25 protein-coding genes are annotated in these 21969 nt (G+C 47.8%); 10 read left to right on the forward strand and 15 right to left on the reverse strand.

Annotated features, from left to right (window positions below):
* Positions 1 to 326: 326 nt before the first annotated feature.
* The 3 genes from AB432_RS22205 to AB432_RS22215 form a co-directional block, all read right to left on the reverse strand.
* A complete protein-coding gene (locus tag AB432_RS22205; RefSeq protein WP_048034126.1) occupies positions 327 to 1124 on the reverse strand; it encodes a stalk domain-containing protein in 798 nt (265 codons plus the stop codon).
* A gap of 99 nt (positions 1125 to 1223) precedes the next feature.
* Positions 1224 to 2162: an AEC family transporter gene (locus tag AB432_RS22210; protein WP_048034127.1), complete on the reverse strand. Its 939-nt coding sequence runs from the start codon at positions 2160 to 2162 to the stop codon at positions 1224 to 1226.
* Between the two features lie 13 nt (positions 2163 to 2175).
* Positions 2176 to 2577 (reverse strand): hypothetical protein, encoded by a 402-nt coding sequence (locus AB432_RS22215; RefSeq protein ID WP_017250604.1) that lies wholly within the window; start codon positions 2575 to 2577, stop codon positions 2176 to 2178.
* Positions 2578 to 3393: 816 nt separating this feature from the next.
* Between AB432_RS22215 and AB432_RS22225 the strand changes: the two genes are divergently transcribed.
* The 5 genes from AB432_RS22225 to AB432_RS22245 all read left to right on the forward strand — a co-directional run bounded on the left by AB432_RS22225 (position 3394) and on the right by AB432_RS22245 (position 7470).
* A complete protein-coding gene (locus AB432_RS22225; protein WP_048034128.1) occupies positions 3394 to 4221 on the forward strand; it encodes an amino acid ABC transporter substrate-binding protein in 828 nt (275 codons plus the stop codon).
* An 80-nt stretch (positions 4222 to 4301) separates the two neighbouring features.
* A complete protein-coding gene (locus AB432_RS22230) occupies positions 4302 to 5135 on the forward strand; it encodes an amino acid ABC transporter substrate-binding protein (RefSeq protein ID WP_048034129.1) in 834 nt (277 codons plus the stop codon).
* Positions 5122 to 5817 carry an amino acid ABC transporter permease gene (locus AB432_RS22235; protein WP_048034130.1) on the forward strand — a complete coding sequence of 232 codons (696 nt, stop codon included), beginning with the start codon at positions 5122 to 5124 and terminating at the stop codon, positions 5815 to 5817. The genes AB432_RS22230 and AB432_RS22235 overlap by 14 nt, the downstream gene beginning before the upstream one ends.
* A gap of 17 nt (positions 5818 to 5834) precedes the next feature.
* The gene (locus AB432_RS22240; protein ID WP_048034131.1) at positions 5835 to 6569 is read left to right on the forward strand and encodes an amino acid ABC transporter ATP-binding protein; all 735 of its coding nucleotides are present in this window, start codon (positions 5835 to 5837) and stop codon (positions 6567 to 6569) included.
* A gap of 526 nt (positions 6570 to 7095) precedes the next feature.
* A complete protein-coding gene (locus AB432_RS22245; RefSeq protein ID WP_048034132.1) occupies positions 7096 to 7470 on the forward strand; it encodes a YybH family protein in 375 nt (124 codons plus the stop codon).
* An 89-nt stretch (positions 7471 to 7559) separates the two neighbouring features.
* On the opposite strand, the gene AB432_RS22250 is transcribed toward AB432_RS22245, so the two are convergent.
* Together AB432_RS22250 and AB432_RS22255 are read right to left on the reverse strand one after the other, a co-directional pair.
* On the reverse strand, positions 7560 to 8330 hold the full coding sequence (locus AB432_RS22250; RefSeq protein WP_048034133.1) for an ANT(4')-I family aminoglycoside nucleotidyltransferase: 771 nt from the start codon (positions 8328 to 8330) through the stop codon (positions 7560 to 7562).
* 165 nt (positions 8331 to 8495) lie between these two features.
* Positions 8496 to 9419, reverse strand: a complete 924-nt coding sequence (locus tag AB432_RS22255; RefSeq protein WP_048034134.1) for a LysR family transcriptional regulator — start codon at positions 9417 to 9419, stop codon at positions 8496 to 8498.
* A gap of 145 nt (positions 9420 to 9564) precedes the next feature.
* On the opposite strand from AB432_RS22255, the gene AB432_RS22260 reads away from it, so the two are divergent.
* Positions 9565 to 10044, forward strand: coding sequence for a DinB family protein (locus tag AB432_RS22260; RefSeq protein WP_048034135.1), 480 nt, complete (start codon positions 9565 to 9567; stop codon positions 10042 to 10044).
* Between the two features lie 40 nt (positions 10045 to 10084).
* Here AB432_RS22260 and AB432_RS22265 read toward each other — a convergent pair whose 3' ends face one another.
* Together AB432_RS22265 and AB432_RS22270 are read right to left on the reverse strand one after the other, a co-directional pair.
* On the reverse strand, positions 10085 to 10600 hold the full coding sequence (locus AB432_RS22265; protein WP_048034136.1) for a DUF3841 domain-containing protein: 516 nt from the start codon (positions 10598 to 10600) through the stop codon (positions 10085 to 10087).
* A gap of 123 nt (positions 10601 to 10723) precedes the next feature.
* Entirely contained in the window at positions 10724 to 11275 is a 552-nt protein-coding gene (locus tag AB432_RS22270) for a nitroreductase family protein (RefSeq protein WP_173629349.1), read from the reverse strand.
* Between the two features lie 157 nt (positions 11276 to 11432).
* Here AB432_RS22270 and AB432_RS22275 point away from each other — a divergent pair, with 157 nt between their 5' ends.
* A complete protein-coding gene (locus tag AB432_RS22275; RefSeq protein ID WP_048034138.1) occupies positions 11433 to 12149 on the forward strand; it encodes a GDSL-type esterase/lipase family protein in 717 nt (238 codons plus the stop codon).
* Between the two features lie 45 nt (positions 12150 to 12194).
* On the opposite strand, the gene AB432_RS22280 is transcribed toward AB432_RS22275, so the two are convergent.
* A complete protein-coding gene (locus AB432_RS22280; RefSeq protein ID WP_048034139.1) occupies positions 12195 to 12977 on the reverse strand; it encodes a SagB/ThcOx family dehydrogenase in 783 nt (260 codons plus the stop codon).
* Between the two features lie 125 nt (positions 12978 to 13102).
* Here AB432_RS22280 and AB432_RS22285 point away from each other — a divergent pair, with 125 nt between their 5' ends.
* The gene (locus AB432_RS22285; RefSeq protein WP_048034140.1) at positions 13103 to 13984 is read left to right on the forward strand and encodes a LysR family transcriptional regulator; all 882 of its coding nucleotides are present in this window, start codon (positions 13103 to 13105) and stop codon (positions 13982 to 13984) included.
* A 21-nt stretch (positions 13985 to 14005) separates the two neighbouring features.
* Here AB432_RS22285 and AB432_RS22290 read toward each other — a convergent pair whose 3' ends face one another.
* The 4 genes from AB432_RS22290 to AB432_RS22305 all read right to left on the reverse strand — a co-directional run bounded on the left by AB432_RS22290 (position 14006) and on the right by AB432_RS22305 (position 16975).
* On the reverse strand, positions 14006 to 14785 hold the full coding sequence (locus AB432_RS22290) for a GNAT family N-acetyltransferase (protein ID WP_048034141.1): 780 nt from the start codon (positions 14783 to 14785) through the stop codon (positions 14006 to 14008).
* A gap of 65 nt (positions 14786 to 14850) precedes the next feature.
* On the reverse strand, positions 14851 to 15234 hold the full coding sequence (locus AB432_RS22295) for a hypothetical protein (protein ID WP_048034142.1): 384 nt from the start codon (positions 15232 to 15234) through the stop codon (positions 14851 to 14853).
* Between the two features lie 204 nt (positions 15235 to 15438).
* Positions 15439 to 16419, reverse strand: coding sequence for a BtrH N-terminal domain-containing protein (locus AB432_RS22300; protein WP_048034143.1), 981 nt, complete (start codon positions 16417 to 16419; stop codon positions 15439 to 15441).
* Positions 16403 to 16975 carry a PadR family transcriptional regulator gene (locus AB432_RS22305; RefSeq protein WP_048034144.1) on the reverse strand — a complete coding sequence of 191 codons (573 nt, stop codon included), beginning with the start codon at positions 16973 to 16975 and terminating at the stop codon, positions 16403 to 16405. The genes AB432_RS22300 and AB432_RS22305 overlap by 17 nt, the downstream gene beginning before the upstream one ends.
* Positions 16976 to 17261: 286 nt before the next feature.
* Between AB432_RS22305 and AB432_RS22310 the strand changes: the two genes are divergently transcribed.
* Positions 17262 to 17789, forward strand: a complete 528-nt coding sequence (locus AB432_RS22310) for an MFS transporter (RefSeq protein ID WP_268811858.1) — start codon at positions 17262 to 17264, stop codon at positions 17787 to 17789.
* A 53-nt stretch (positions 17790 to 17842) separates the two neighbouring features.
* Here the strand turns inward: AB432_RS22310 and AB432_RS22315 are convergent, their stop codons facing one another.
* Complete coding sequence (locus AB432_RS22315; protein WP_048034145.1) at positions 17843 to 18622, reverse strand: GNAT family N-acetyltransferase; 780 nt, start codon at positions 18620 to 18622, stop codon at positions 17843 to 17845.
* A 29-nt stretch (positions 18623 to 18651) separates the two neighbouring features.
* Entirely contained in the window at positions 18652 to 20079 is a 1428-nt protein-coding gene (locus AB432_RS22320) for an aminotransferase-like domain-containing protein (protein WP_048034146.1), read from the reverse strand.
* 164 nt (positions 20080 to 20243) lie between these two features.
* On the opposite strand from AB432_RS22320, the gene AB432_RS22325 reads away from it, so the two are divergent.
* Positions 20244 to 21146, forward strand: a complete 903-nt coding sequence (locus AB432_RS22325) for a DMT family transporter (RefSeq protein ID WP_048034147.1) — start codon at positions 20244 to 20246, stop codon at positions 21144 to 21146.
* Here the strand turns inward: AB432_RS22325 and AB432_RS22330 are convergent.
* The gene (locus tag AB432_RS22330) at positions 21111 to 21965 is read right to left on the reverse strand and encodes an alpha/beta fold hydrolase (RefSeq protein WP_053079613.1); all 855 of its coding nucleotides are present in this window, start codon (positions 21963 to 21965) and stop codon (positions 21111 to 21113) included. The two genes, AB432_RS22325 and AB432_RS22330, sit on opposite strands and share 36 nt — an antisense overlap.
* Positions 21966 to 21969: the final 4 nt, after the last annotated feature.

Below are 21969 nucleotides of genomic sequence, written 5' to 3' on the forward strand. Positions count from 1 at the left end.
TCGTGAAAGGGACCGACCTTACGTCAGTTACCCATTATAGACAAGAACAAACCGCCCCTGATCGATGCATGGTACGCCTATGGAAACTCCGTTCAGTTGTATGCGCAAAAAAGGACAGACTGGTCCCGTTGAATGCAAAATCATGCGTCATACTGGAAGTTTCTACCACAAACCATGCTTGCAGAGTTCCGAACACGTACACACACCTCCATTTCTCAAGGGATAGGAAATCACAACCATATCTTACATCAGGCGTCACACAAAAACAAGAGGGCCTGCTACGTGCTCCTCACTAGCAGGCCCTGTACGTCTTTTACCCGATTTTTTTATCGACTGCCGTTGCCTTCTGTGGCAAATAGCGGCTTTTTCGTCTCTGCATCCAGGAAGACAATCGTCGTGTAAGGTGGCAGCTTCACTTTTGCCGCCAAATACGGATAGGAAATCACTTGCGGGTACATTTTACCTGGATCAGGCAGCGTTTGTTTGACATACACAAAAACCTGCTCCCAGCTCTGCTCGACTTTGGTTACTTGCAGTCCGTAGCCAGGGTTCGGTGAGGCCCCGCGTGCGATGACGTAAAGATCTCCCTGCTTGTGAATGCCTTGCTGTTCTTTTACCGAGTCAATAAACGTACGTTCCTGTTCCGTCAGCTTATCGGCGTCGACAAGCGTAAACGCACTCTCTTCCCCAGCCATCACAATTTCCACCGCCTTTTTCTCGGCATTCCACGTGATTTGATGTCCGGCCTGCTCTGCCATCCATCTCAACGGCAGATACACTTGCTTGTCACGCACGATTGCGCCTTGCCCATCTAGCAGCCACTTGCCATTCAACGCTACTTTTCCTGTAACGAGGTGGAACGTCAACGTACCTTTTGCCAGCTTCATTTCTCCATTCGTTGCATCTTGTTTCCAAGTGCCTTCTAAAATCCGGCTCGCATCCTCGGCGGAAACATACGTACGCTGCTGGACGAGAATCGGTGCTTTTGCCAAGGAAGATTGCTCTCCGTTTACCAGTATCGGAGCAGTCGTTGTTTGGGGTGTGCTAGACACTGCCGCCTGCACAGGATAAGCCGCCAACACTTGCAGTGTCAGGGCAACAGCCAAAATCGATTTGCCTTTCATTGTTGTTCCTCCATCCCTCATCATCATTTTCGTCATTCTTTACTTGTTAGACATAGGTTTCCTCTGATTCGTTTCACTATGACTGAGATTGGCGAGAGATTAGTGCAAGAGCCAATTCCCCATGACCAGAACAACCGGGATGGACAAGAGCGCCAGCAAGGTGGAACAAACCGTCGTCATGGCACCCATCTCCTCATCTGCCGCATAGCGCCCGAACAAGATCGAGGCCAATGTCAGGGTGGGCATTGCTACTTGCACAAGGGAAACGCTGACAATATCGCTGTCGATTGAAAAAACGGACAAAAGAACCGCCGTCATCAGCGGGAAAACAACTAATTTAAACGCGAGTGGCATACTCAAAAGCTTCAATGACACTTGCGGTTTGTTGCGCAAAAACATCGGCAAGAGCATACCAATGTACATCATGGCTAACGGAGAGGCGAGTTTGGACAGCGTTCCAAACAGCTGCTTCACAGGCTCAGGCGGTACAAACCCGATGATGGCAGAACCGAGTCCAAATACAATCGCAATCATCGGAATGTTGATGAGTGTCTTGAGCCCTTTCAAGGAGAAGCTTCCTTTTTCCTGAAGCATCATCACGCCTACTGTCCATAGCACGACATCCACGCCTGCGTCGAAAATAGCTGCCAAGAGCGCCCCTTTTGGCCCAAACAAGGCGGCACAAAGCGGCAAACCGATGAAGCCTGTATTCCCCAAGCCGGACAAAAGCGCGATTTCCCGACGTTTTTTCACCGGAAGAGGCAGGGCACGCGCACCTAACCAGCCGATAAAAATGCCCAGGCAGTTCAGGATAATCGAAATGAAGAATATTGCAAAAATTTGGTATAAAATTTGCTGATCAATGGTTGTCTGAAAGATCCCGTCTAAAATAATGCACGGCATGGCTACGTTTACAATAATCGTGATGACGAGCTGGCGGGAGTCCGCAGTCAAGGGTTGCCGGTAGCCGATTAAGCTACCGATCCCAATGATGACGGCCATGATGAGGATGGACTGCTGCAACGTTTGTAGTTCCATGCTGCCCTCCTGCCTACATTTCTACCGGAAGCCATTCGAGTTCGGTCGGCTCCCCTTTTTCACATGTTCTGAGCAAATCTCCGCACAAAGGAACAACCTGCTCAAGCGGAACACACCAGGAAAGGGGAAAGGCAACCTCACTACCCTCGATGACGAGCGTGGACATCACCGCCGATTGCTTGTCTGCCGCAAGGACAAAGTGCTGCTCAACCGGCTCGTGTTCTTTCCATTGCACCAATACTTTGCCGTTGTTCCCGCCTGCCACGACCAAATCCACATGGTCTCCATATGCAGCGTGAACTAACGTCCGCGTTACTCCATCCAATTGAGCGATTTCCTTCAACACTTCATGCCAAGCTACATGCTTTTGCTCCATTCCACTTCCATCTGTATACATACGCCAGTCGTTTAACATGATGATTGACTCCTTTTATCGGTGCGCTCTCCTATGAAGAACAAGCACGTCATTGCTTGTAGGCCTTTCAATTCGTACTAATTGTACGCTTCTTGTCGAGGAACCTCAACCACTACTTCTGCGCCAAGTTTCGTCTCATGCACATACCTCCCACATGAATGGAGAATCTTAAAAGAGAGAAGAAGTGTAAACGTTACTGTAGGGGTGGAGAGGAAACAGGAGAAAACGCTCAGCTTCTAGGTTCACCCGCTGTGGGCTTGACTGCCCGGCTCCATGAAAAAAAGCGAAACCCGCGTCCAAAGTCGTCCATTCAGGAGGCGCCTCAGAGGTGGACGCTAAGAGCTTGTTTCTCTTTTTTTCATTGCGCCTCGGTCGGTGTCCCTAAGATCTTCGCTTATTTCTCCTATTTCCTCTACAAGCTGTCAGTTTGATTCGATTTTTTAATGCCTTAATAGACGGAAGATCGTAATCCGTTACGACAGAGAAGAATATTTCCAGACGTAGCGACTTGTGGAGTCCTACCGAGCTCCGAAGCGATTAGCGGGCAAAAGAAACGCAACGTGCCCACACGACGAAGCGGCTACCACTTTTGCGTTTCCCCGCTAATTGCTTCGGAGCGGACAGTCTCAGCCCCCAGCAGGACGGAGCCTGGAGCCTAGACTGGAAATATTCTTTTCCCCACCGCAGCTACATAGAACCTTGTCCCTTCTAATTCTTAGTAATCAAATGGGATTTAACAATTTAAAGATTGACAAAGGCATGAACGACCACTACTATGTATCCATGAAATCCGATTAACATAAAGGGGATTACAACATGAAAAAAGTCATTCTGTCTACCTTACTATCTTGTCTGCTACTGGGAATGGTTGGATGCAGCACTTCCGGTTCTCCTTCTCAGCCAAATCATACAACCCCGCCTGCTGATCAAGCAGCTTCGCAAAATTTGCTGGAAAAAGTGAAAGCCGAGAAGAAGCTCGTTATTGGTACGGAAGGTACATACTCTCCGTTTACGTACCATGATCAGTCGGGCAAATTGACCGGGTATGATGTGGAGGTTGTCACAGAAGTTGCCAAGCGACTCGGTGTAGAGCCTGTGTTCCAGGAAACCCAGTGGGATGCCATGTTTGCAGGACTCGACTCCAAGCGCTTTGACGTCATTGCCAATCAGGTAGGAATCCGTCCTGACCGTCAGGAAAAGTACGATTTCTCCAAGCCATATACGATTTCCCGTGCGGTTTTGGTCACGCACAAGGACAATAACACCGTCAAAGACTTCAAGGATATCAAAGGGTTAAAAGCCGGACAATCCATGACCAGTAACTACGCTGACCTCGCACGCGCCAATGAGGCGGAAATCGTCGGTGTAGACAACTTCAATCAGGCAATTGACTTGATCGCACAAAAACGAGTGGACGTTGTGCTTAACGATAATTTGTCGGTGCTTGATTTTCTGAAACAAAAGCCGGATACGCCAATCAAAGTCGTGGCAAAAAATGCAGATGGCCAACCAACCGCTTTCATGTTCCGTAAAGGAAGCACAGAACTGACCGACGCGATTAACAAGGTGCTCGATGAGATGCAGCAGGACGGCACCCTTTCCAAAATTTCCATCAAATGGTTCGGCGAGGATATCACGAAGTAATACTTACTCATTGACAAAATTGTCTGTCCCTTTTAGTATGATCCTATTCAATTTCACATCGGTTTAGTGGGGGTTAATTTATGAAAAAACTATTATTTTCCCTTCTCGCTTCCACTCTGTTAGTCGCATTGGCAGGTTGCGGGTCGTCTCCAACGGGACAACCACCGCAAAATAGTGCCGCTCCTGCCCCAACAGAAGAGAAAACAGAACCAAACTTGTTGGAAAAAGTAAAAGCTGACGGTAAAATTCTGATCGGAACGGAGGGCACATACGCGCCGTTTACGTTCCACGATCAGTCTGGCAAGCTGACGGGCTATGATGTTGAAGTCGTGACAGAGGTAGCGAAGCGCATCGGTGTTGCGCCTGTGTTTCAAGAAACACAATGGGATGCGATGTTCGCGGGTCTAGACTCCAAGCGCTTTGATGTGGTAGCGAATCAGGTAGGCATTCGCCCTGATCGTCAGGAAAAATACGACTTCTCCAATCCATATACCGTATCCACAGCGGTCCTCGTCACCCATAAAGACAACACGACCGTAAAAGGCTTCGAGGATATTAAAGGTCTGAGGGCAGCACAAACATTGACGAGCAACCTCACAGATATCGCAAAGAAAAACGGAGCGGAAATTGTCGGTGTGGAAGGCTTTAACCAAGCGATTGACCTGCTTGTTTCCAAGCGTGTAGACATTACGATCAACGATGGGATTTCCCTGTTGGACTTCATGAAGCAAAAGCCTGATGTTCCTATCAAAATAATCGCAAAAGATCCGAACGTAGCGAAAAACGGCTTCCTCTTCCGCAAGGGCAGCACAGAGCTGGTTGATGCATTCAACAAAGCACTGGATGACATGACGAAAGATGGTACCCTCGCAAAAATATCAGAGAAATGGTTTGGTGCAGATGTCTCTAAGTAGCTTCTTTGAAAACCCAGAACGCCTGAACCGATGGATCGATATCGCGCAAAGCTCCTTTCTTCCTCTGTTGAAAGGAGCCTTGCTCTATTCTTTGACAATCGCCATCGCATCCTTTTTCATTGGTCTGATCATTGCGGTTCTCACTGCGCTGGCACGTCTATCCGGCATAAAGCCGCTGATTGCCATCTCGCGCTTTTATGTATCGATTATCCGCGGTACCCCTTTACTGGTCCAATTGTTCATTATTTTTTATGGCTTGCCGAGCATCGGCTTGATGATCGATCCGATACCGTCGGCAATCATCGGCTTCTCTCTCAGCGTCGGTGCCTACTCCTCTGAGGTGGTACGTGCCGCTATCTTGTCCATTCACAAAGGGCAATGGGAAGCAGCCTACTCACTGGGGATGACCTACTGGCAAGCACTGCGCAGAGTCGTGCTCCCACAGGCAGCTCGTGTCTCCATTCCTCCTTTGTCCAACTCGTTTATTAGTTTGGTCAAGGATACTTCCCTGGCTTCGGTCGTTCTGGTACCAGAGATGTTTCGCAAAGCCCAAGAAGTCGTCGCTGCTACATATGAGCCGCTGCTGGTCTATGCGGAAGCGGCCCTTATTTACTGGGTGATTTGCTTCGTACTCTCCATTATTCAGGATCGCATCGAAAACAAGCTGGACCGCTATGTCTAAAAAGCAGGTGAAAACGTATGATTACGATTACGGATGTGCATAAACAATTCAACACCTTACATGTACTCAAAGGCATTTCCCTCTCCGTGGAAAAAGGAAAGGTAGTCGTTATCATCGGTCCTTCAGGCTCCGGGAAAACAACCTTGCTTCGCTGCCTGAATGCACTCGAGGTTCCGACTAGCGGCAGCGTCCAAATCGGCGACGTCAAGCTGGACTTTTCCAAAAAAGTAGAGAGAACGAGCATTCCGAAGCTGCGAAAGCAGACCGGGATGGTGTTTCAAAACTACAATCTATTCCCGCACATGACAGCCGTTGAAAATGTGATGGAGGGACCTGTCACTGTCAAAAAAGAAGACAAAGAAAAAGCACGTGCGAAAGCCGCTGCTCTCCTGACAAAAGTAGGGCTCGGTGACAAGCTCGACCATTATCCAGCGCAGTTGTCTGGTGGACAACAGCAGCGTGTAGGGATTGCTCGGGCACTGGCGATGGACCCGCAAGTCATGCTATTTGACGAGCCTACCTCCGCCCTGGACCCGGAGCTCGTTGGCGAAGTGTTAAAGGTGATGAAAGAGCTTGCCCAGGAAGGGATGACGATGATCGTCGTCACGCATGAGATGGGATTCGCTCGGGAAGTTGCCGACGAGGTTATTTTCATGGACCAAGGCGTCATCGTGGAACGAGATACACCTTCCCATTTGTTCGCAAAACCGCGTGAGGAACGCACACGTCAGTTTTTGCAGCATTTGAAGTAGTGACGAGAAAAAGACTCTGTCTCTTGTATAAGAGCACAGAGTCTTTTCTTTACAAGTACCTTAATCATCAATAAAGCAAATCACTAGGAAAATAATAATGAGAATCCAAATGAACCCGCCACCAAAAAAGCCGAAGCCGCCGCGATCGCAACCCATGATCTTCCTCACCTCTCATAGAAATCAGATGGACGCACCGATCTGCTGGCAAGGATCAGTACACATTCAGCTTATGACAGCCGCATCTCTCCTGTATGGATGCCTGTCTATCCCAGCGATTAAAAAGAAAAAAACGGGTGCTTGCCCTCCGTATATATATAAAGCCTAAAATTAACAAATGCTTCATGTTCTCTCTACTCTTCCTTAACATCAGACAACTATCATGAATGTGTCAGACCCTACGATGGACATTACGTCCTCCATTTCCGCCCGAATAGCCCCCTTCTACATCGGGCGGGCTTTTTTTCTTTGCCGCAAACCTATAAAATATGGATAAATAGACCATTTTCAGCGGAGAGAGGGATCATTTGTGGAAGGCTATAAACAGGCGTTAGCGCAATATATTGACGCTACTAATACACATGACTTTGACAATGTAGAAAAAATGCTTCATCCGAATGCCATTTACTGGTTTTCCAACAAGACTTGTACATCCATGAGTGAGATCCGCGCTTATTTTGAAAATGCATGGCATCTGATCAAGGATGAAGTCTATGCGGCTACGGATGTCCAGTGGATTGCTATCGATCAAAGGTCCGCTAGCTGTGTATATACGTATCAATACCAAGGCTATTACAACGGGGAATTCGTCACGGGAAGTGGTAGAGCCACGAATATTTTTACGAAAACAGAGACAGATGAATGGAAGCTCATTCATGAGCATTTGAGCGGCAAAGTTGAGTAAGCCCAAAAAGAAAAGCCTCACTAGGTAGCAAGGCTTTCTTGGTAAGTCGAGACCCCACGTGCAAGGGGTCTCGTATTGTTTTTTATCGATTAGAAAGGGATTCGTTCTGAATGAATCACATACTGATGCTGTGCAGCCCACTCTTGAAGACCCTCCCAGAATGCTTCGCAAGCGCTAACGATTTTTGCTGGATCAGTCAGATCTCCCGTCATCACCAATCTGGCTACCTGATCGAATCCAGCCGGACGATGCGGCAACTCCAGTGCTTCCGGCAAAACCTTGGCCCCAGTCGAGTAAAGCTGTCGGTTATGCAGCCCGATCAACATCGCACCGTATTGGGCAAACTCCATAGCCAAGTAGGGCAGATAGGTATGCGGGCCGTTTAGATTTACGTTTCGCAACTTACCTATAAACTCGTACATTTCCCCTACGAGAATACCGTTGATTCCCTCTGTGAACTCTTCCTTCGATGGTGATTCTGCTGCTTTTTTGAGCGTTTCAAAAAAGCCCTTCGGATCGTACAGACTCAGCGGAGAAAAGAAGGGGCCATGTGTCAGCGGCCAATCATCCTCGACCGTAGCGGCAATGTTCAGCAAAACATCTGCACTGCACACATTCACTTCAGCCTTCCAAGGTCCTGCTGACCATTCGTAGCTAAATTCTATTTCTTCCCCTGATTCTTCTAGTACACAAAACATCTCGATATCCGAGTAAGGGCCGTCTGTCCCTCGAGAAATGGAACCATACACCCCAATGGCCAGAACCTTTTCTTTGTACACTTCCTGTAATCTCGCAGCAATTTCTTGGCAGGTTTGCAATCGTTCACTTCGAGATATTTGTACAGGTCCATTCATGTTCATTTACGTACATCTCCCTTGATATATTGTGGGGTGAGCTGACACAAATACATGAATGGAGGACCTCGGGATTAACGGGGGACTTTTTTTGGATGCATGTGAACTTCCTCCCATCTAGCAGATCGTAACGTTCGTAATGATAAGCATTTTACCAAAGAAAGGAAAACCTTACGAGTGATTTTTATTCGTGGTGGGAGCATGGGCGTTGTCGATGGCCGATTGAATATATGCTTGTAGCGTATCGATGAAGGTACGAGCGGCGAACCCCATATATTTGTCCTTGCGATAAACCAGACAGATATCTTGGCTGGGTGTCGGATGCAAGAGGTTGATGATCGCAATCTCATCGTCGTTTACGTTTTGCAACAATAAACTAGGCAGGATACAGCCCCCGATCCCCTTTTTTACAAGAGTCAAAAGAGACAGGAGCGTGGTCGTTTCGATATGAGGCTGCAAGCGAAAGCCTTCCTGTATGCAATAGCGATTGATGAGCTGTCTCGCTTGATGATCCGGCGGAAACATCACCATTTTTACATCTTGAAGCTGATCAAACTTGATTGCCTTTTCCTTTGCAAGTGGATGTGCGGGATGAACCGCCAATGCAAACTCTTCGTGAAAAAGCGGAATGACAGTGATTCTCTCATCAGGCTCAGGTAACACAGTCACGCCCAAATCAATCTCACCGGATATGATTTGCTCTACTATTCTTGTAGACTCCATGACGGATAAGGATGTTTTGGGATACAAGCGGTGGAATTCTACAAGCAGAGCATCAAACAACAAATCGGCATCGCCAGGCAGGACACCGATTGTGAGCGTGCCCCCTTCGTTGTTTTTCATGGCTGCAATCGCTTCGCGTGCGTAGTCGATATGGGAAAAAACATGCCGACTCTGTTCCAGCAATACCTTTCCTGCTTCCGTCAGCTTGATTCGCTTCCCTAAGCGGTCAAACAGCGGGACACCCAGCTCACTCTCTAAAAACTTGATTTGCTGGCTGAGATTAGACTGCGAGGTACACAGCTTTTCTGAGGCCCGGGAAAAATGCATTTCCTCACATATTGCCATAAAATACTCCAATTGCCTGAGCTCCATTGCTTCACCTCTTGCGACCATTATCATTTTTACTAATCATTCTAATCAGAAAAGCATGATTGTTGCGATTTCCCCTACGACGTACACTTTAGTTGACGGTAAGATTGCTGTCAATCACAGGAAAATGATAGGGAGGTTTTGTCTCATGTCTCAAAGCATGATCACTACAGCCACATCCGTTCGTCAAATTGGCCTGCAACAGATTCCCATGATTCCTGAGGAGCTATTGGATGTTCAATCCCCCGCTTTTTCAAATACACTTCGCTGGAATATCGGGCATATCGTCTTTTGTTTTCAGCATTTCCTGTCCATCGGCTTGCCTTACCAATCTGACCTGCCCGCTTCTTACGCTACTTTTTTTCAGACAGGAACGAAGCCTTCTGACTGGACGACTGCACCACCCTCGAAAGATGAGCTGTTTCACTACTTGTCTGTACAGCTTGAACGGTTGGCCTCCGTGACCCCTGACGAGCTAGAGGCAGCTTTGCCGGCCCCCATTACAATGGGTCCCTTCCAGTTTACGACGGTAGGAGAAGTCTTTAACTTTGCCGTCATGCACGAGTCCATTCATCTGGGGATCATTTCAAGCATGGTAAAAGTCGCAGGACTGGAAGCAGCCAGATAATCACGAAAAAACGAGACCTTCCCATGGTCTCGTTTTCCCATTACCTCGCGATAAAGTACTCGACGCTTTTTACGTTCGCTAGACTTATTTTCCCCGTTGTCCCTTGTAATTCTCTATCCTCGTCTGCATCCCAACTGGAGTCTCGCTTTCTATCCCACGCAAAGATACGTTCCCAGCTTTCCTCTTTTGAAATCATCCCTTTTCCTTGATGGTAATCTTCATACTCTTGTTCACTGTTAGCTAGGAAGTCATTATTTAATACCATGTGCCATTCATCATAGTCAGATAGTAAAACCGATTGTTCGTCCAATTCAACTTTGATACGGACGAACTTTACACCACTTTCAAAATAGCCTGTACGCCTCAAATCAGGTTTGTTCACCCACAACCATATTGGAGATTCTCCCTCATATTTTGACAATCGCTTCTTCATCTGGTGAATCATCCATTCATATTCTTTAGGGAACATCGCGTACTCTCGTTCCCCTTGCAAATATCCCCGATCTTGAGACATATCCCATACTTCTTGGTTTTGGAGCGTCCAAAAAACTCTCATACCATACACCCTACTCCCATATTTCAAGTAGCGCTCATTAAGCAATGATCAAGCAATAGTGTAACCGAAGTCGTGCAGTCTACACAAAAAAAACGAGACCCTCGAATGGTCTCGTTTTTACATTTATTCGAACCGAGTGAACTTTTCTTCGGCGGGTGTGCGAGTGCGTGCTGCTGGTACATTTTCCTGATCGAAAAAACCGAGGTGCAGGAAACCAACGACTTTCTCTCCTGGTGCAACACCCAAGATGGCGTGTGCCTTCGGGTCCCAGTTGTGCGCGTTTGTTTTCCAGACGACGCCTAATCCACGCTCCCATGCGAGCAACTGGAAGTTTTGAATGAGAGCTGCCGTCGCACTGAAATCTTCTTCCCATTGTTTTTGGCGCGGATCTTCTTTCATGATGACAACCAAATAAGCGGCTGGTTGGTTGTACATGTCTCTGCGCGCCTGATGGGCTTCTGGAGGATAGCAGGTGATCAGCTTCTCTACAAACGCTTCTTTTTTCTCTGACGATACAAACATAAATCTCCATGGCTCACGAATACCATGGTTCGGCGCGTACACTGCGTCATTCAACAGCTCCAGAACAAGCTCTTCGGACACAGTATCTGGTTTATAGTCTTTTTTAATAGAGCGGCGCTCTCGAATGATTTTGGCAATGGACACAACGGTCACCCTCTTCTCTTCGACTTTCACACTTTGATAATGGTTATCACTCTTATTCAGAACATATGTTATCGCGTACACTCGGCAAAATCAAGTAAGAAGTAAACGAAACTGCACACCACGCTTACAGGGATATGGTAAACTTTTGGTCGAGGAGGGATGTAGCTTGGACGGACAGCGCCCAGCTCTCATAAAGCCCGGATTTTTCAGTATCGATGCGCCAGCAGACAGGCGACGCAACGAATTTGATTTTCATAATGAAGCGCTGCTCTTCCATCAGCAGCCAGTCGATTTTGTTTTTTTCGGCGATTCCATCACGCATTGGTGGGATCTCGCTACCTTTTTTGGCCGGTCGGGTCAGACGATCGTCAATCGTGGAATCGGCGGTGACACAACCGAGCAGGCCGGCAGACGTTTTGCCGCGGATGTCCTCCAATTGAAGCCACGTTACGTGGTGATCATGATCGGGATAAACAATACGTGGGCGTTGGATACATTCTTGCCTTCCGACCGACTGACACCGCAAGAGATTTGCCAGCAGGTGACCACTGATGTAGAAGCAATGGTGCATGCGGCTCTCGAGCAAGGCATCCAGCCCATTCTTTGTTCCCTCCTGCCTACATGTATGGACCGATACGCACGCAATCGTGAGCGAAACGAGCTCGTCATCACTATCAATGAACGGTTTCAAGCGATTACTGAACAAACAGACTGTCTCTATGTCGATTATCACTCCCGCATGACGGACGCAGATGGCATTACACTGCGCAAGGAATTGGCCGACGACGGACTTCATCCGCATGTCCTCGGTTACCAGCTCATGGCGACCGTTCTGCGCGATACACTTTCTGCACGTGACATCGCACTTGGCACACCATCATGAATGAAAAAAAGGATGCGGCTTCTTATGCCCATCCTTTTTTGTTGCTTATTCCGGTCGTCGGTCCGTCAGCCAATGCCCACCTGCGATTTTGCCTACTGAAGCCATCAAAACAGACAAATGGGACGTGCCATCAATGCCTAAATATTTATTCATATCATGATCCATCCAGTGACCAATCGTCGTTACCCCAAGCCCCAGTCCGTTTGCTACCAAATGCAGGTTCTGCGACACGTGCCCGGAATCCCACCAAATATAGCGGTACGCACGCTCTTTGTATTTGTCTTTCGTGCGATCCACCATGGCTGTCCAAACAAAATTGACAGCGGCCCGTCTTGTCACTTCTTGTTCTTCCGTGAACAGATAGGCGATCTCGGACGTGTCTTCTCTCTTCAGTCCCTCCAAGCACCAATTCTGTACATCCAGGTGATACAGGCCTTTCTCCAGCCCCTCCACGTTGTTGATCATCAGGTACGTCTCAATCGGATACAGGGCGCCGGCAGACGGCGTTGTGCGTAATTGATAGTCTCCCAGATCATCTGTGATGCCCTGTGTACCCCACAGTAGGAGATTCAATTCGTTAAGCGTCATGGGCTGCTTCAAGAAATTACGCTTGGATCTTCGGTTGGCGAGGACCTCCCACAAATCGACGGACGCCGGAAACTGCGGCTTGCCCAAATCAATGCGAATAAATACCTCTTCATAGCGCAAATACGTCGCCGGTCTTTTCGAAAAATCGTAACGAGAGGCCCAGCCTTTTTCCAGCTCGCCTACTCGGTAAGAGGTCGCCTCGATAAATTCATTTGCAATTCGCTGCCATTCGGGATGCATCTATGTTCCTCCTCGTATGTTCTTGGTGGTGATGTCTTTTACTATACGAAGCTCTTTTCCATTAGTAAAACAATGATTTATAATATTTTTCATAAGATAAAACTAATGAAAGGGAACGAGGAGACATGACGCTTACCCAACTGCAAGTGTTTGTCGCCGCAGCAAAAGCTGGTAGCTTCACGCGGGCAGCAGAAGAAATCGGCTTTACGCAATCCGCCGTCTCGCAAATGATTCAGACCCTGGAAAAAGAGCTAGGCGTCAGCCTTTTTCAGCGAAGTCGCAGCGGAATCACTCCGACGAGCATCGGAGAGCGAATGCTTGCGCACGCTCGCGACATTTTGAACATTACATCCTGCATGACGGAGGAAGCAAACGTGGCCCGCGGGATTTCGTCCGGTACCCTGCGTATTGCCTCGATCCCCAGCGTCGCCTCCCGCTTTTTACCCGGACTTTTGGGCAGCTTTCGCAAGCGGTTTCCGGCCGTGGACATCCTGCTTTTGGAAGGCGATAGCGATGAAATTAGCAACTGGCTGCATAGCTCGGTTGTCGACATTGCCTTTACCGTTATGCCTGATAAAGAAATGCAAACGTTGCCGCTCTTGCAAGACGAAATGATGGTCATTTTGCCAGATACCCATCCTTTGAAGGACAGTCAAACCCTTCGTTTTTCCGAAATCGCGGAGCGTTGTTTTATCATGCCAAAGGATGGCTGTATCCGAAAAATGCTGCAAGAGAATCACATCACCCCAACGGTTACGTTTGAAGTACGTGAGGTGTATACGATTCTGACCATGGTGCAGGAGTATATCGGCGTCACCATTATGCCTGAACTGTACATGCCACCTGTCATCCCCAAAGTCGTAGCGATCCCTCTGTCGCCCCCGATTACAAGGGAAGTGGTGCTCGCAGTGCGCAATTGGCAGTCGATCTCCCCACTCACGGCAGAGTTCGCCGTTCACAGCCAGCAATATGTAAAAGGTATAGACTTCACGCCAACGAGCAAGTAGCCACACGAACAAAGCCCTCGCCTATTGGGATTGGCGGGGCTTTTGGTGTGCGAGAAGCTCGGTTAGCCATTTTTCAAATTTGTTGGCACTCATGATTTCATGGGTAATAAACTCACCCTGATAAAACAAGCCAAAGGTCGTCCATATGACAGGCGCGTTCCGTGCTGCTTCCCTCGTTGTCAGCCTATACGCATGAAAGGGGACACTTTTCGCTTCCGCTACTTTTCTCAGCTCTTCCAAAACACCAACAGCAAATGGACACTGCGCTGTGTAATAAATGGTGACGCCTTTCTCCATTGGAGAAGTCGTTCCTATTTTCTTAAAGGACGGCATAGCAGCTTGTTCATTCCATTTCCATGCCACTAATTGAAAATACGGTTCTGCCTGGTCTGCCAGCTCAAACCCCATATGTTCAAAAAAACGCCTCTCACTCAAATACGGGTACTTGTTTTTCCCAACGATATGAACGATTCCGTCCATACCACGTTTGAACGCATCTTCCTTGCAATGATGCAACAATTGTTTCGCATACCCGTTCTCTTTATATCTGCCAGACACCCACAAGCAGTTGATATACATATAATTGGGCGCTTCAATAGGAACCCATGCCATTTCCGCAGGCAAGTACTCAATAAACACTTTTGCCCGCTCATCCAAGCGATAAAAAACCAATCCTTCATCCATTCGCTCTGTCAGCCACTTCTTCTTTTCAGCTACTGCACTCTCGTATTGTTTTGCACCTAATGCACAGCATATGTGCTCCGTTTCTATGTTCTTTTTCGTGATTTCTATATACCCCATTTTTTATCACCTCCACCTTTCCTCTGACTCTGGATAAAAATGGTTGTTTTTTATTGCGTGCGAATTTAAAGCTCTATTTCACCTGCTCGATCTTGCTCCAGATGAACAAGTGGAACAGGAGAGTAGATAAACGTATCCCCGTCGTTTTCAAGCTTGTACATGATACAAAATAAAGCTGAACCTCTATGATCGCCACTCGGTATGGAGAAAATCATGGCTGGACAGCGCAGCTCAGCAGAATGAACGCTTGCACACAGATCTTTATAAGTCACAACAGCAAGGTTGTCGACATCAGCGAGATGCTGTTGACAATCCCCGATAACTTGCCTGTAATACTCTATATTCTGATTATACTTATTCGCAAAGCTCTGCTTATACTCCTCAATGCTAAGAAAGCAACACTCCCAATCCAAAGGTGGGATACTTAACACATAGCGATAGAACTTCAACTTTCTGATTCCTCCTTTTTTGAAATCGAGCTATTATACGCGATCATTAAAGCATATAGGTATTTTCGGAAGGATCCATCCCGAAGTCTTAGACTCCATTGTGTTATTGAGCTATCGTCCGTTCGTTAAATTACAGCTTTAACTGATGATAAGGCTCACCGTAATGGGTGGACGGTCATTTTCTACTGATATGAAATAAGGCTATCACAACAATAGCTCCATGGCTGCGCGTTCTTTATCCGCAATCTCGAGCAACAGCTTAGACGCGTGCACGAGCTCTTGGTGCTCACCTGTTCTTCCTGCATGGTCGATTGAAGCAGACACGCTAACCCACATTGGTGCGATCTCTGTAAACATAGAGTGGGCTTGTTCGATCCTCGGGTCCTCCAGCCGATCAGCACATTCTCTCAAATAATCCCTATACAGATTCCGAAATAAAGCGCCGCCGGTTCCCGCCCGCTCCATTAGCGTCGCGGTAAGACATAAATCATGTTCGAAATTGTTGCTGCGAGAAGGCCACTTCAAGATTTCATTGCTCATTTTAACAACGCCTCTATTGCCAATATTCTGAATGGGCGGGTTCAGATAGTCATGCGCATTCATGGTCAAGGATTCGCGCATAGCAGAAACAAGCGGAAGCAATGCGTCGTTTGGCTCGATCGTAAAGGAACGATTCCGGGAGCTCATGGGTCCCTTTGCATTTCTGGCAGCGGCCAAGCTTGTCAAACTCGTCTTCACTAGTCCACCCTGTTGTCTGGTGTCCGCCAAGTAGGCGTATTCGTCATCTATACCGTAAAGTACCGCATAGTGACCGGCGAAGTGCACTTTGTTCGTAAAATAATCCAAGTAATAGGCATCTAATTTAAGCCCAACCGGAATCCCGTGTTCGATGCTGCTTCGGACGTTCTGCCACGCCTTATTGACGGACGAGGTTTCTTGATATCTGACGTTCAAGCCGAGTCGTTCGGCGAGATAAGCGGTCAGTTTATCCGGTTTTATCCTTCCTCCGATGAAGGGGAAGTCCATTCCCTTCGAATCCCAGTATATGAATCCAAGACCTTGCCCGAGTCCGAACAAAATCGGTTCAGACAGGTGGACTCCCGCATATTGCATTAAATTGCCCATGGCGGTTGTTTCGCAATGTTCGCCTTGATAAGGGATGAAACCTTCAATAAATTTGACCATGGCTACTTGCCTCCTCCAATAATTCATGTATGAAACGTCTAACGAACGCTTGCTCGCTCTCGATTAAGCTGAATGGATGCAAGAACAACGCCCTTACGTTCAGCGGCAAGCTAGCTCCGCCTTGTGACTCGTACTTCTGTCTTATTTTTATCGAGGCTTGTTCAAGAAAATCCAGTCGTTTCCGTAAAGCAATGACGGCCTCTTCCTTCCCGATATGGGGCAAAGCGGCCAAACCGAGATCGAAGCGATTGTCCCGTTCCCGTGTAGACGACAGACTATCAAGAATTTCATTTCTCAGCTTACGTATACCCACTTCGGTGAGGGCAAACCGGGTCGGCGCTGGCCCCTTGCCGGATTTCTCGTCGGATGTCTCAGGTGAGATCCATCCTTTATCGCTAAGTTTCTTCAATCCTGTATATATCGAGGTTGTACCGATATTCGCCCATTCTTTATAACCTCGCTGTTCGACTAACTTCATAATATCGTATCCGGAAGCTTGACGATGTTCCGCGATCATTTGCAGGAGCATGAATTCGACATTCGATAATGTATGCATAGAGAGACTCCTTATCTTTAGTATTTCATATATGAAATATAACGCAGGTGTAATAAAAATTCAATAACCGAATCAGCTAGAAAACTACAGCTTGAGAATGTTCAAATCAGGAACTGACGAACTTCCGAATGTACCGGTCTAGAGGTTGATAATGAAAGCGCAAGATCTTGAAACGTACATTCCCCTATACTAAAAATGGAAATTAGTTGTAACGAAAAATGGGGGAACGAACATGGGTAACAAGGTGGAAGGATTGTTAACTAACGCAGATTTTCGCAGGCTCTAGATTGGGCAAACTGCATCACAGTTTGGGACTCAGGTTGCATTATTAGGAATGCCATTAGTGGCAGCTCTCTATTTAGGGGCCAGTCCCATGCAAATGGGGTTGCTTGGTTTTGCCGAGTATGCGTCATTCATCATTTTCGGTTTGCTCGCTGGTGTATGGATAGACAGATTTCCCCGGCGACCAATTCTTGTCGCCGCTAACTTTTTCAGGGGTGCATTACTGCTCATTGTGCCACTGACAGCCCTAACTGGATTCCTGAATATGACAGTTCTATATTTGGTTGCCTTCATAGTGGGGATCTGTACTGTCTTTTTTGATGTTGCTTATACATCCTTTTTGCCTTCCATTGTGAGTAAGGAGCAGCTTGTTGATGGGAATAGCAAGCTAGAGACAAGTAAATCTACCGCGCAAATTGCTGGGCCGGGTTTATCAGGTGGACTGGAACAGTTAATAACCGCTCCTTTTGCAATATGGTTCACATCTCCCCACTCACGGCAGAGTTCGCCGTTCACAGCCAGCAATATGTAAAAGGTATAGACTTCACGCCAACGAGCAAGTAGCCACACGAACAAAGCCCTCGCCTATTGGGATTGGCGGGGCTTTTGGTGTGCGAGAAGCTCGGTTAGCCATTTTTCAAATTTGTTGGCACTCATGATTTCATGGGTAATAAATTCACCCTGATAAAACAAGCCAAAGGTCGTCCATATGACAGGCGCGTTCCGTGCTGCTTCCCTCGTTGTCAGCCTATACGCATGAAAGGGGACACTTTTCGCTTCCGCTACTTTTCTCAGCTCTTCCAAAACACCAACAGCAAATGGACACTGCGCTGTGTAATAAATGGTGACGCCTTTCTCCATTGGAGAAGTCGTTCCTGTTTTCTTAAAGGACGGCATAGCAGCTTGTTCATTCCATTTCCATGCCACTAATTGAAAATACGGTTCTGCCTGGTCTGCCAGCTCAAACCCCATATGTTCAAAAAAACGCCTTTCACTCAAATACGGGTACTTGTTTTTCCCAACGATATGAACGATTCCGTCCATACCACGTTTGACCGCATCTTCCTTGCAATGATGCAACAATTGTTTCGCATACCCGTTCTCTTTATATCTGCCAGACACCCACAAGCAGTTGATATACATATAATTGGGCGCTTCAATAGGAACCCATGCCATTTCCGCAGGCAAGTACTCAATAAACACTTTTGCCCGCTCATCCAAGCGATAAAAAACCAATCCTTCATCCATTCGCTCTGTCAGCCATTTCTTCTTCTCGGCTACTGCATGTTCGTATTGTTTTGCACCTAATGCACAGCATATGTGCTCCGTTTCTATATTCTTTTTCGTTATTTCTAAATACCCCATTTTCCTCCATCCCCACCTTTCTTCTGCTTTTATCTACGATCGCGGACGATTTGACCCAGTCTTTCGATGCCAGATTCAAAATCGGCGATCGACGAGTACCCATATGACAGCCGCACATATCCTTCTTGGGTCTCCCCGTAAATCTTGCCCGGATTCAGCAGAATACCCTGGCGTTTGGCTGCTGTAAAGAGCTCCATCATCGAGAGATCTCCTTTCATTTTCAGCCAAATGAAAAATCCTCCGGCAGGCACTTCCCACGTCGCGACTTCACTCATGTGCTTCGTAAGTGCCCGGACAGCAGCCGATCGTCTCGTAACCAATTGCTCTCTGACCTTGTCCATATGACTCTCATACAAGCCACTCGACAGCCACTCCTCCGCCACACGTTGCGATAACGAGCTAACCCCGTAATCCGTCTGCATCTTGATATCGGCCAGACGTTCGATTACTGGCTCAGGCCCCACTACCCAACCAATCCGCAAGCCGGGGGTCAGTGTCTTGGACAGGCTCCCGATGTACAGGACATGTCCGTGTTTATCTCTTGCCTTGAGCGGCAGCGGTGGAGGCTCTTTTGTCCACAGCTCGCGGTAAATGTCATCCTCGATAACCGGCAGACGCTCTTCTTCACATACCCGTAGTAGCTCCAACCGACGTTTTTCTGTCATCAGGATGCCTGTTGGATTATGAAAACAAGGATTGGTGTACAGAATCGCCCCATGCTCCTCTTTTCGCCTCTCATAGATCGCCTGTGCAATCATTCCCTGACGATCCATCGGCAATCCCGCAAGCTCCATCCCCGCCGACTGGAACACATGCAAAGAATTGAGATACGAAGGCTGTTCCAAAAACACGGTTGAACCTCGATGCAGTAACCCAACCGAAATTAATTGGAGTGCCTGCAATGCACCAGACACGATTAAGACAGAAGATGGCGAGGTTGTAATTCCGTGTCGTCCGACATAATCACTGACCGCTTGGCGCAAGGGGAGGTATCCTCTCGGCTCTTCATATCCAAATCCGCTTAGGTTCCTCGTCACCCGCTCCATGACTTGCTTCATCGCTTCGACTGGAAACATGTCTGGGGAGAGCTCTCCTTTGCTCAACTGAATCAGTTCGGTCTGGAATTCACGCTTGTTGATTTCTTGAACCGCCGTCATGCTTGGCTTGTGTAATCCGGATCTGACGTACTCACTCCAATCCGGAGGTGGTGTTGTAGCCAGCAGCGTCCAGGTGTTATTGACGACGACAGTGCCCATCCCCAGCTTTCCCTCAATCAATCCGTCTGCGGTCAACTCCTCCAATGCCGCAATGACCGTGCTCCGATTGACTTCGAACGATTGTGCTAATTCGCGTTGGCTGGGGATTTTGCTGCCAATCGGCCATTCTCCGCTCGAAATTTTTCCTTTGATAAAATCAATAATTTTCCGATATTTCGGCAGCCGTTTCTCTCTGTACAACCTGATCGATCCCCTTCGTCTTCCTCATCTTTCTAGGTAAAAGTGGTTGGTTTTTTTGATAGCCGAGTGGTTGCAGATATTTTACCATTTCTTGATTACCATGGAAAAGATAGAAGAAGCAATGAATAGCTGGTTGGTTTTTCATTTAAAGGAGGGAAGTTATCTTGTTTCATCATGTCAGAAGTCGTATTTTCGCTGCACATGCTATCAGCATCTTGTTATGGGCCTCGGCCTTTGCCGGTATTCGCGTTGGGCTGCAAGCCTACTCGCCGGAGCATCTCTCGCTGCTTCGCTTTCTTATCGGCTCTCTTTTTCTCGGGATACTTGCACTCTTTTTCCGCACCCGTCTGCCGGAGTTAAAGGACGTCCCAGCGATCCTTATGCTTGGGGGCTTGGGTTTTGCCGTTTACCATACAGCGCTCAACTACGGGGAGATGACTGTAAGTGCAGGTGTAGCCAGCCTTTTGGTCACGACGACGCCGATCTTTTCCGCTCTCCTCGCTCTCCTATTTTTCCGGGAGCATTTCGGTGTGAGAGGCTGGTTAGGTGCACTGATCAGTTTTCTCGGAGTCGCCATCTGCACGATTGGTACAGGAGAAACCCTGTCTATATCAGACGGAATATTCTTGATTTTATTAGCAGCCATTAGCGAAAGCATTTACTTTGCGTTTCAGAAGCCATTCGTAGAAAAATACGGCGTTTTCGCATTTACCGCCTACACCTTGTGGGCAGGTACCTTATGTATGCTCTTCTTTTTGCCCGGGCTTGGCACAGCGATAGCCCAAGCGCCATGGGATGTGACACTCAGTGTTGTGTATTTGGGGATTTTCCCTAGCGTTGTTGCTTATTTGTCCCTCGCCTATGTGACTTCTGTCGTTGGTACCTCAGAGGCTACTACCTCCCTTTATATGACGCCAGTGCTCGCTTTTTTGATTGCCTGGATGTGGCTGGGTGAAGGTCCTACGCTTGTGACGATGGCTGGTGGCGTTGTGACGCTTGTCGGTGTCCTGCTTGCAACGATGAAGCCTCGGTTATCCAGAAGGACCGTCAAGCACCAAGGCTTTTAGAAACGCTAGTATTTCCATGCTTGTCACTAGCGGCGCATCGATCGGCATCAAGTGCTTGGAACCTGGAATGACTACCGTCTTGCTTTGCGGATGTCTCGTAACCTTTTGAATGAGAGAGAGCTTTACATCGAGCTTGGGCTCTGTCTCCGCCGGGAGAAACAGAACCGGGCAGCTCATTTGTGCGTAGGCATCTTCATAGTGCAGATCACAGACTGTCTCCATGATTTGAAGGTTAATGGCAGTGGGTATCTGATACGTGATCAAACCATCAGACAGAGGGTAGATCGTCACATGCTGAAACCATTTTTCATAATACGGGTCCCACGGCTGCCAATGCTGCCTCGCGTATGGCGCAAACTCTTCTCGATGCTGAAACGCTGGCACTGCACGCTTGCGATACTGCTCCAAAATTTCAGCTTTTGATCCTTCCCGCTCGCCATTTGGGCCCACGAAATCAATCATGCCTGAATCCAGATTGATCAGTGAACGCACACGGTCAGGGTACCTTGCTGCAAAAAAGGTGGTGAAATCTCCGCCGAGAGAATTGCCAATCAGATGCGCTCTATCTACCCCAGCATGATCGAGAACTGCCCGTATATCCTCGCATTGCGTACTGATATCGTAGCCAGTAGCCGCATGCTCTGACTGGCCATGTCCACGCAGATCCATACAAATGATGTGGAAATCCTCTGAAAAATAAGGTAACATGTCGTTCCAGATAGATGAGGTCCCGCCTTGGGGGTGCAAAAACAAAATCGTTTCACCCTTTCGCGCACCTTCCCATACATGTAACCTTGTCCCCTGCTGATAAACTGTCATTGAC

It is taken from the genome of Brevibacillus brevis (assembly GCF_001039275.2).
GTDB classification, from domain to species: Bacteria; Bacillota; Bacilli; order Brevibacillales; family Brevibacillaceae; genus Brevibacillus; species Brevibacillus brevis_C.

Bases quoted from the DNA above. Each gene is read 5' to 3' on its own strand.
- AB432_RS22205 (WP_048034126.1), bottom strand. From the start codon at position 1,124: ATGAAAGGCAAATCGATTTTGGCTGTTGCCCTGACACTGCAAGTGTTG.
- AB432_RS22265 (WP_048034136.1), bottom strand. From the start codon at position 10,600: ATGAGAGTTTTTTGGACGCTCCAAAACCAAGAAGTATGGGATATGTCT.
- AB432_RS22260 (WP_048034135.1), top strand. From the start codon at position 9,565: ATGTCTCAAAGCATGATCACTACAGCCACATCCGTTCGTCAAATTGGC.
- AB432_RS22210 (WP_048034127.1), bottom strand. From the start codon at position 2,162: ATGGAACTACAAACGTTGCAGCAGTCCATCCTCATCATGGCCGTCATC.
- AB432_RS22285 (WP_048034140.1), top strand. From the start codon at position 13,103: ATGACGCTTACCCAACTGCAAGTGTTTGTCGCCGCAGCAAAAGCTGGT.
- AB432_RS22250 (WP_048034133.1), bottom strand. From the start codon at position 8,330: ATGAACATGAATGGACCTGTACAAATATCTCGAAGTGAACGATTGCAA.
- AB432_RS22235 (WP_048034130.1), top strand. From the start codon at position 5,122: ATGTCTCTAAGTAGCTTCTTTGAAAACCCAGAACGCCTGAACCGATGG.
- AB432_RS22240 (WP_048034131.1), top strand. From the start codon at position 5,835: ATGATTACGATTACGGATGTGCATAAACAATTCAACACCTTACATGTA.
- AB432_RS22330 (WP_053079613.1), bottom strand. From the start codon at position 21,965: ATGACAGTTTATCAGCAGGGGACAAGGTTACATGTATGGGAAGGTGCG.
- AB432_RS22230 (WP_048034129.1), top strand. From the start codon at position 4,302: ATGAAAAAACTATTATTTTCCCTTCTCGCTTCCACTCTGTTAGTCGCA.
- AB432_RS22215 (WP_017250604.1), bottom strand. From the start codon at position 2,577: ATGTTAAACGACTGGCGTATGTATACAGATGGAAGTGGAATGGAGCAA.
- AB432_RS22300 (WP_048034143.1), bottom strand. From the start codon at position 16,419: ATGGTCAAATTTATTGAAGGTTTCATCCCTTATCAAGGCGAACATTGC.
- AB432_RS22315 (WP_048034145.1), bottom strand. From the start codon at position 18,622: ATGGGGTATTTAGAAATAACGAAAAAGAATATAGAAACGGAGCACATA.
- AB432_RS22305 (WP_048034144.1), bottom strand. From the start codon at position 16,975: ATGCATACATTATCGAATGTCGAATTCATGCTCCTGCAAATGATCGCG.
- AB432_RS22280 (WP_048034139.1), bottom strand. From the start codon at position 12,977: ATGCATCCCGAATGGCAGCGAATTGCAAATGAATTTATCGAGGCGACC.
- AB432_RS22255 (WP_048034134.1), bottom strand. From the start codon at position 9,419: ATGGAGCTCAGGCAATTGGAGTATTTTATGGCAATATGTGAGGAAATG.
- AB432_RS22225 (WP_048034128.1), top strand. From the start codon at position 3,394: ATGAAAAAAGTCATTCTGTCTACCTTACTATCTTGTCTGCTACTGGGA.
- AB432_RS22290 (WP_048034141.1), bottom strand. From the start codon at position 14,785: ATGGGGTATATAGAAATCACGAAAAAGAACATAGAAACGGAGCACATA.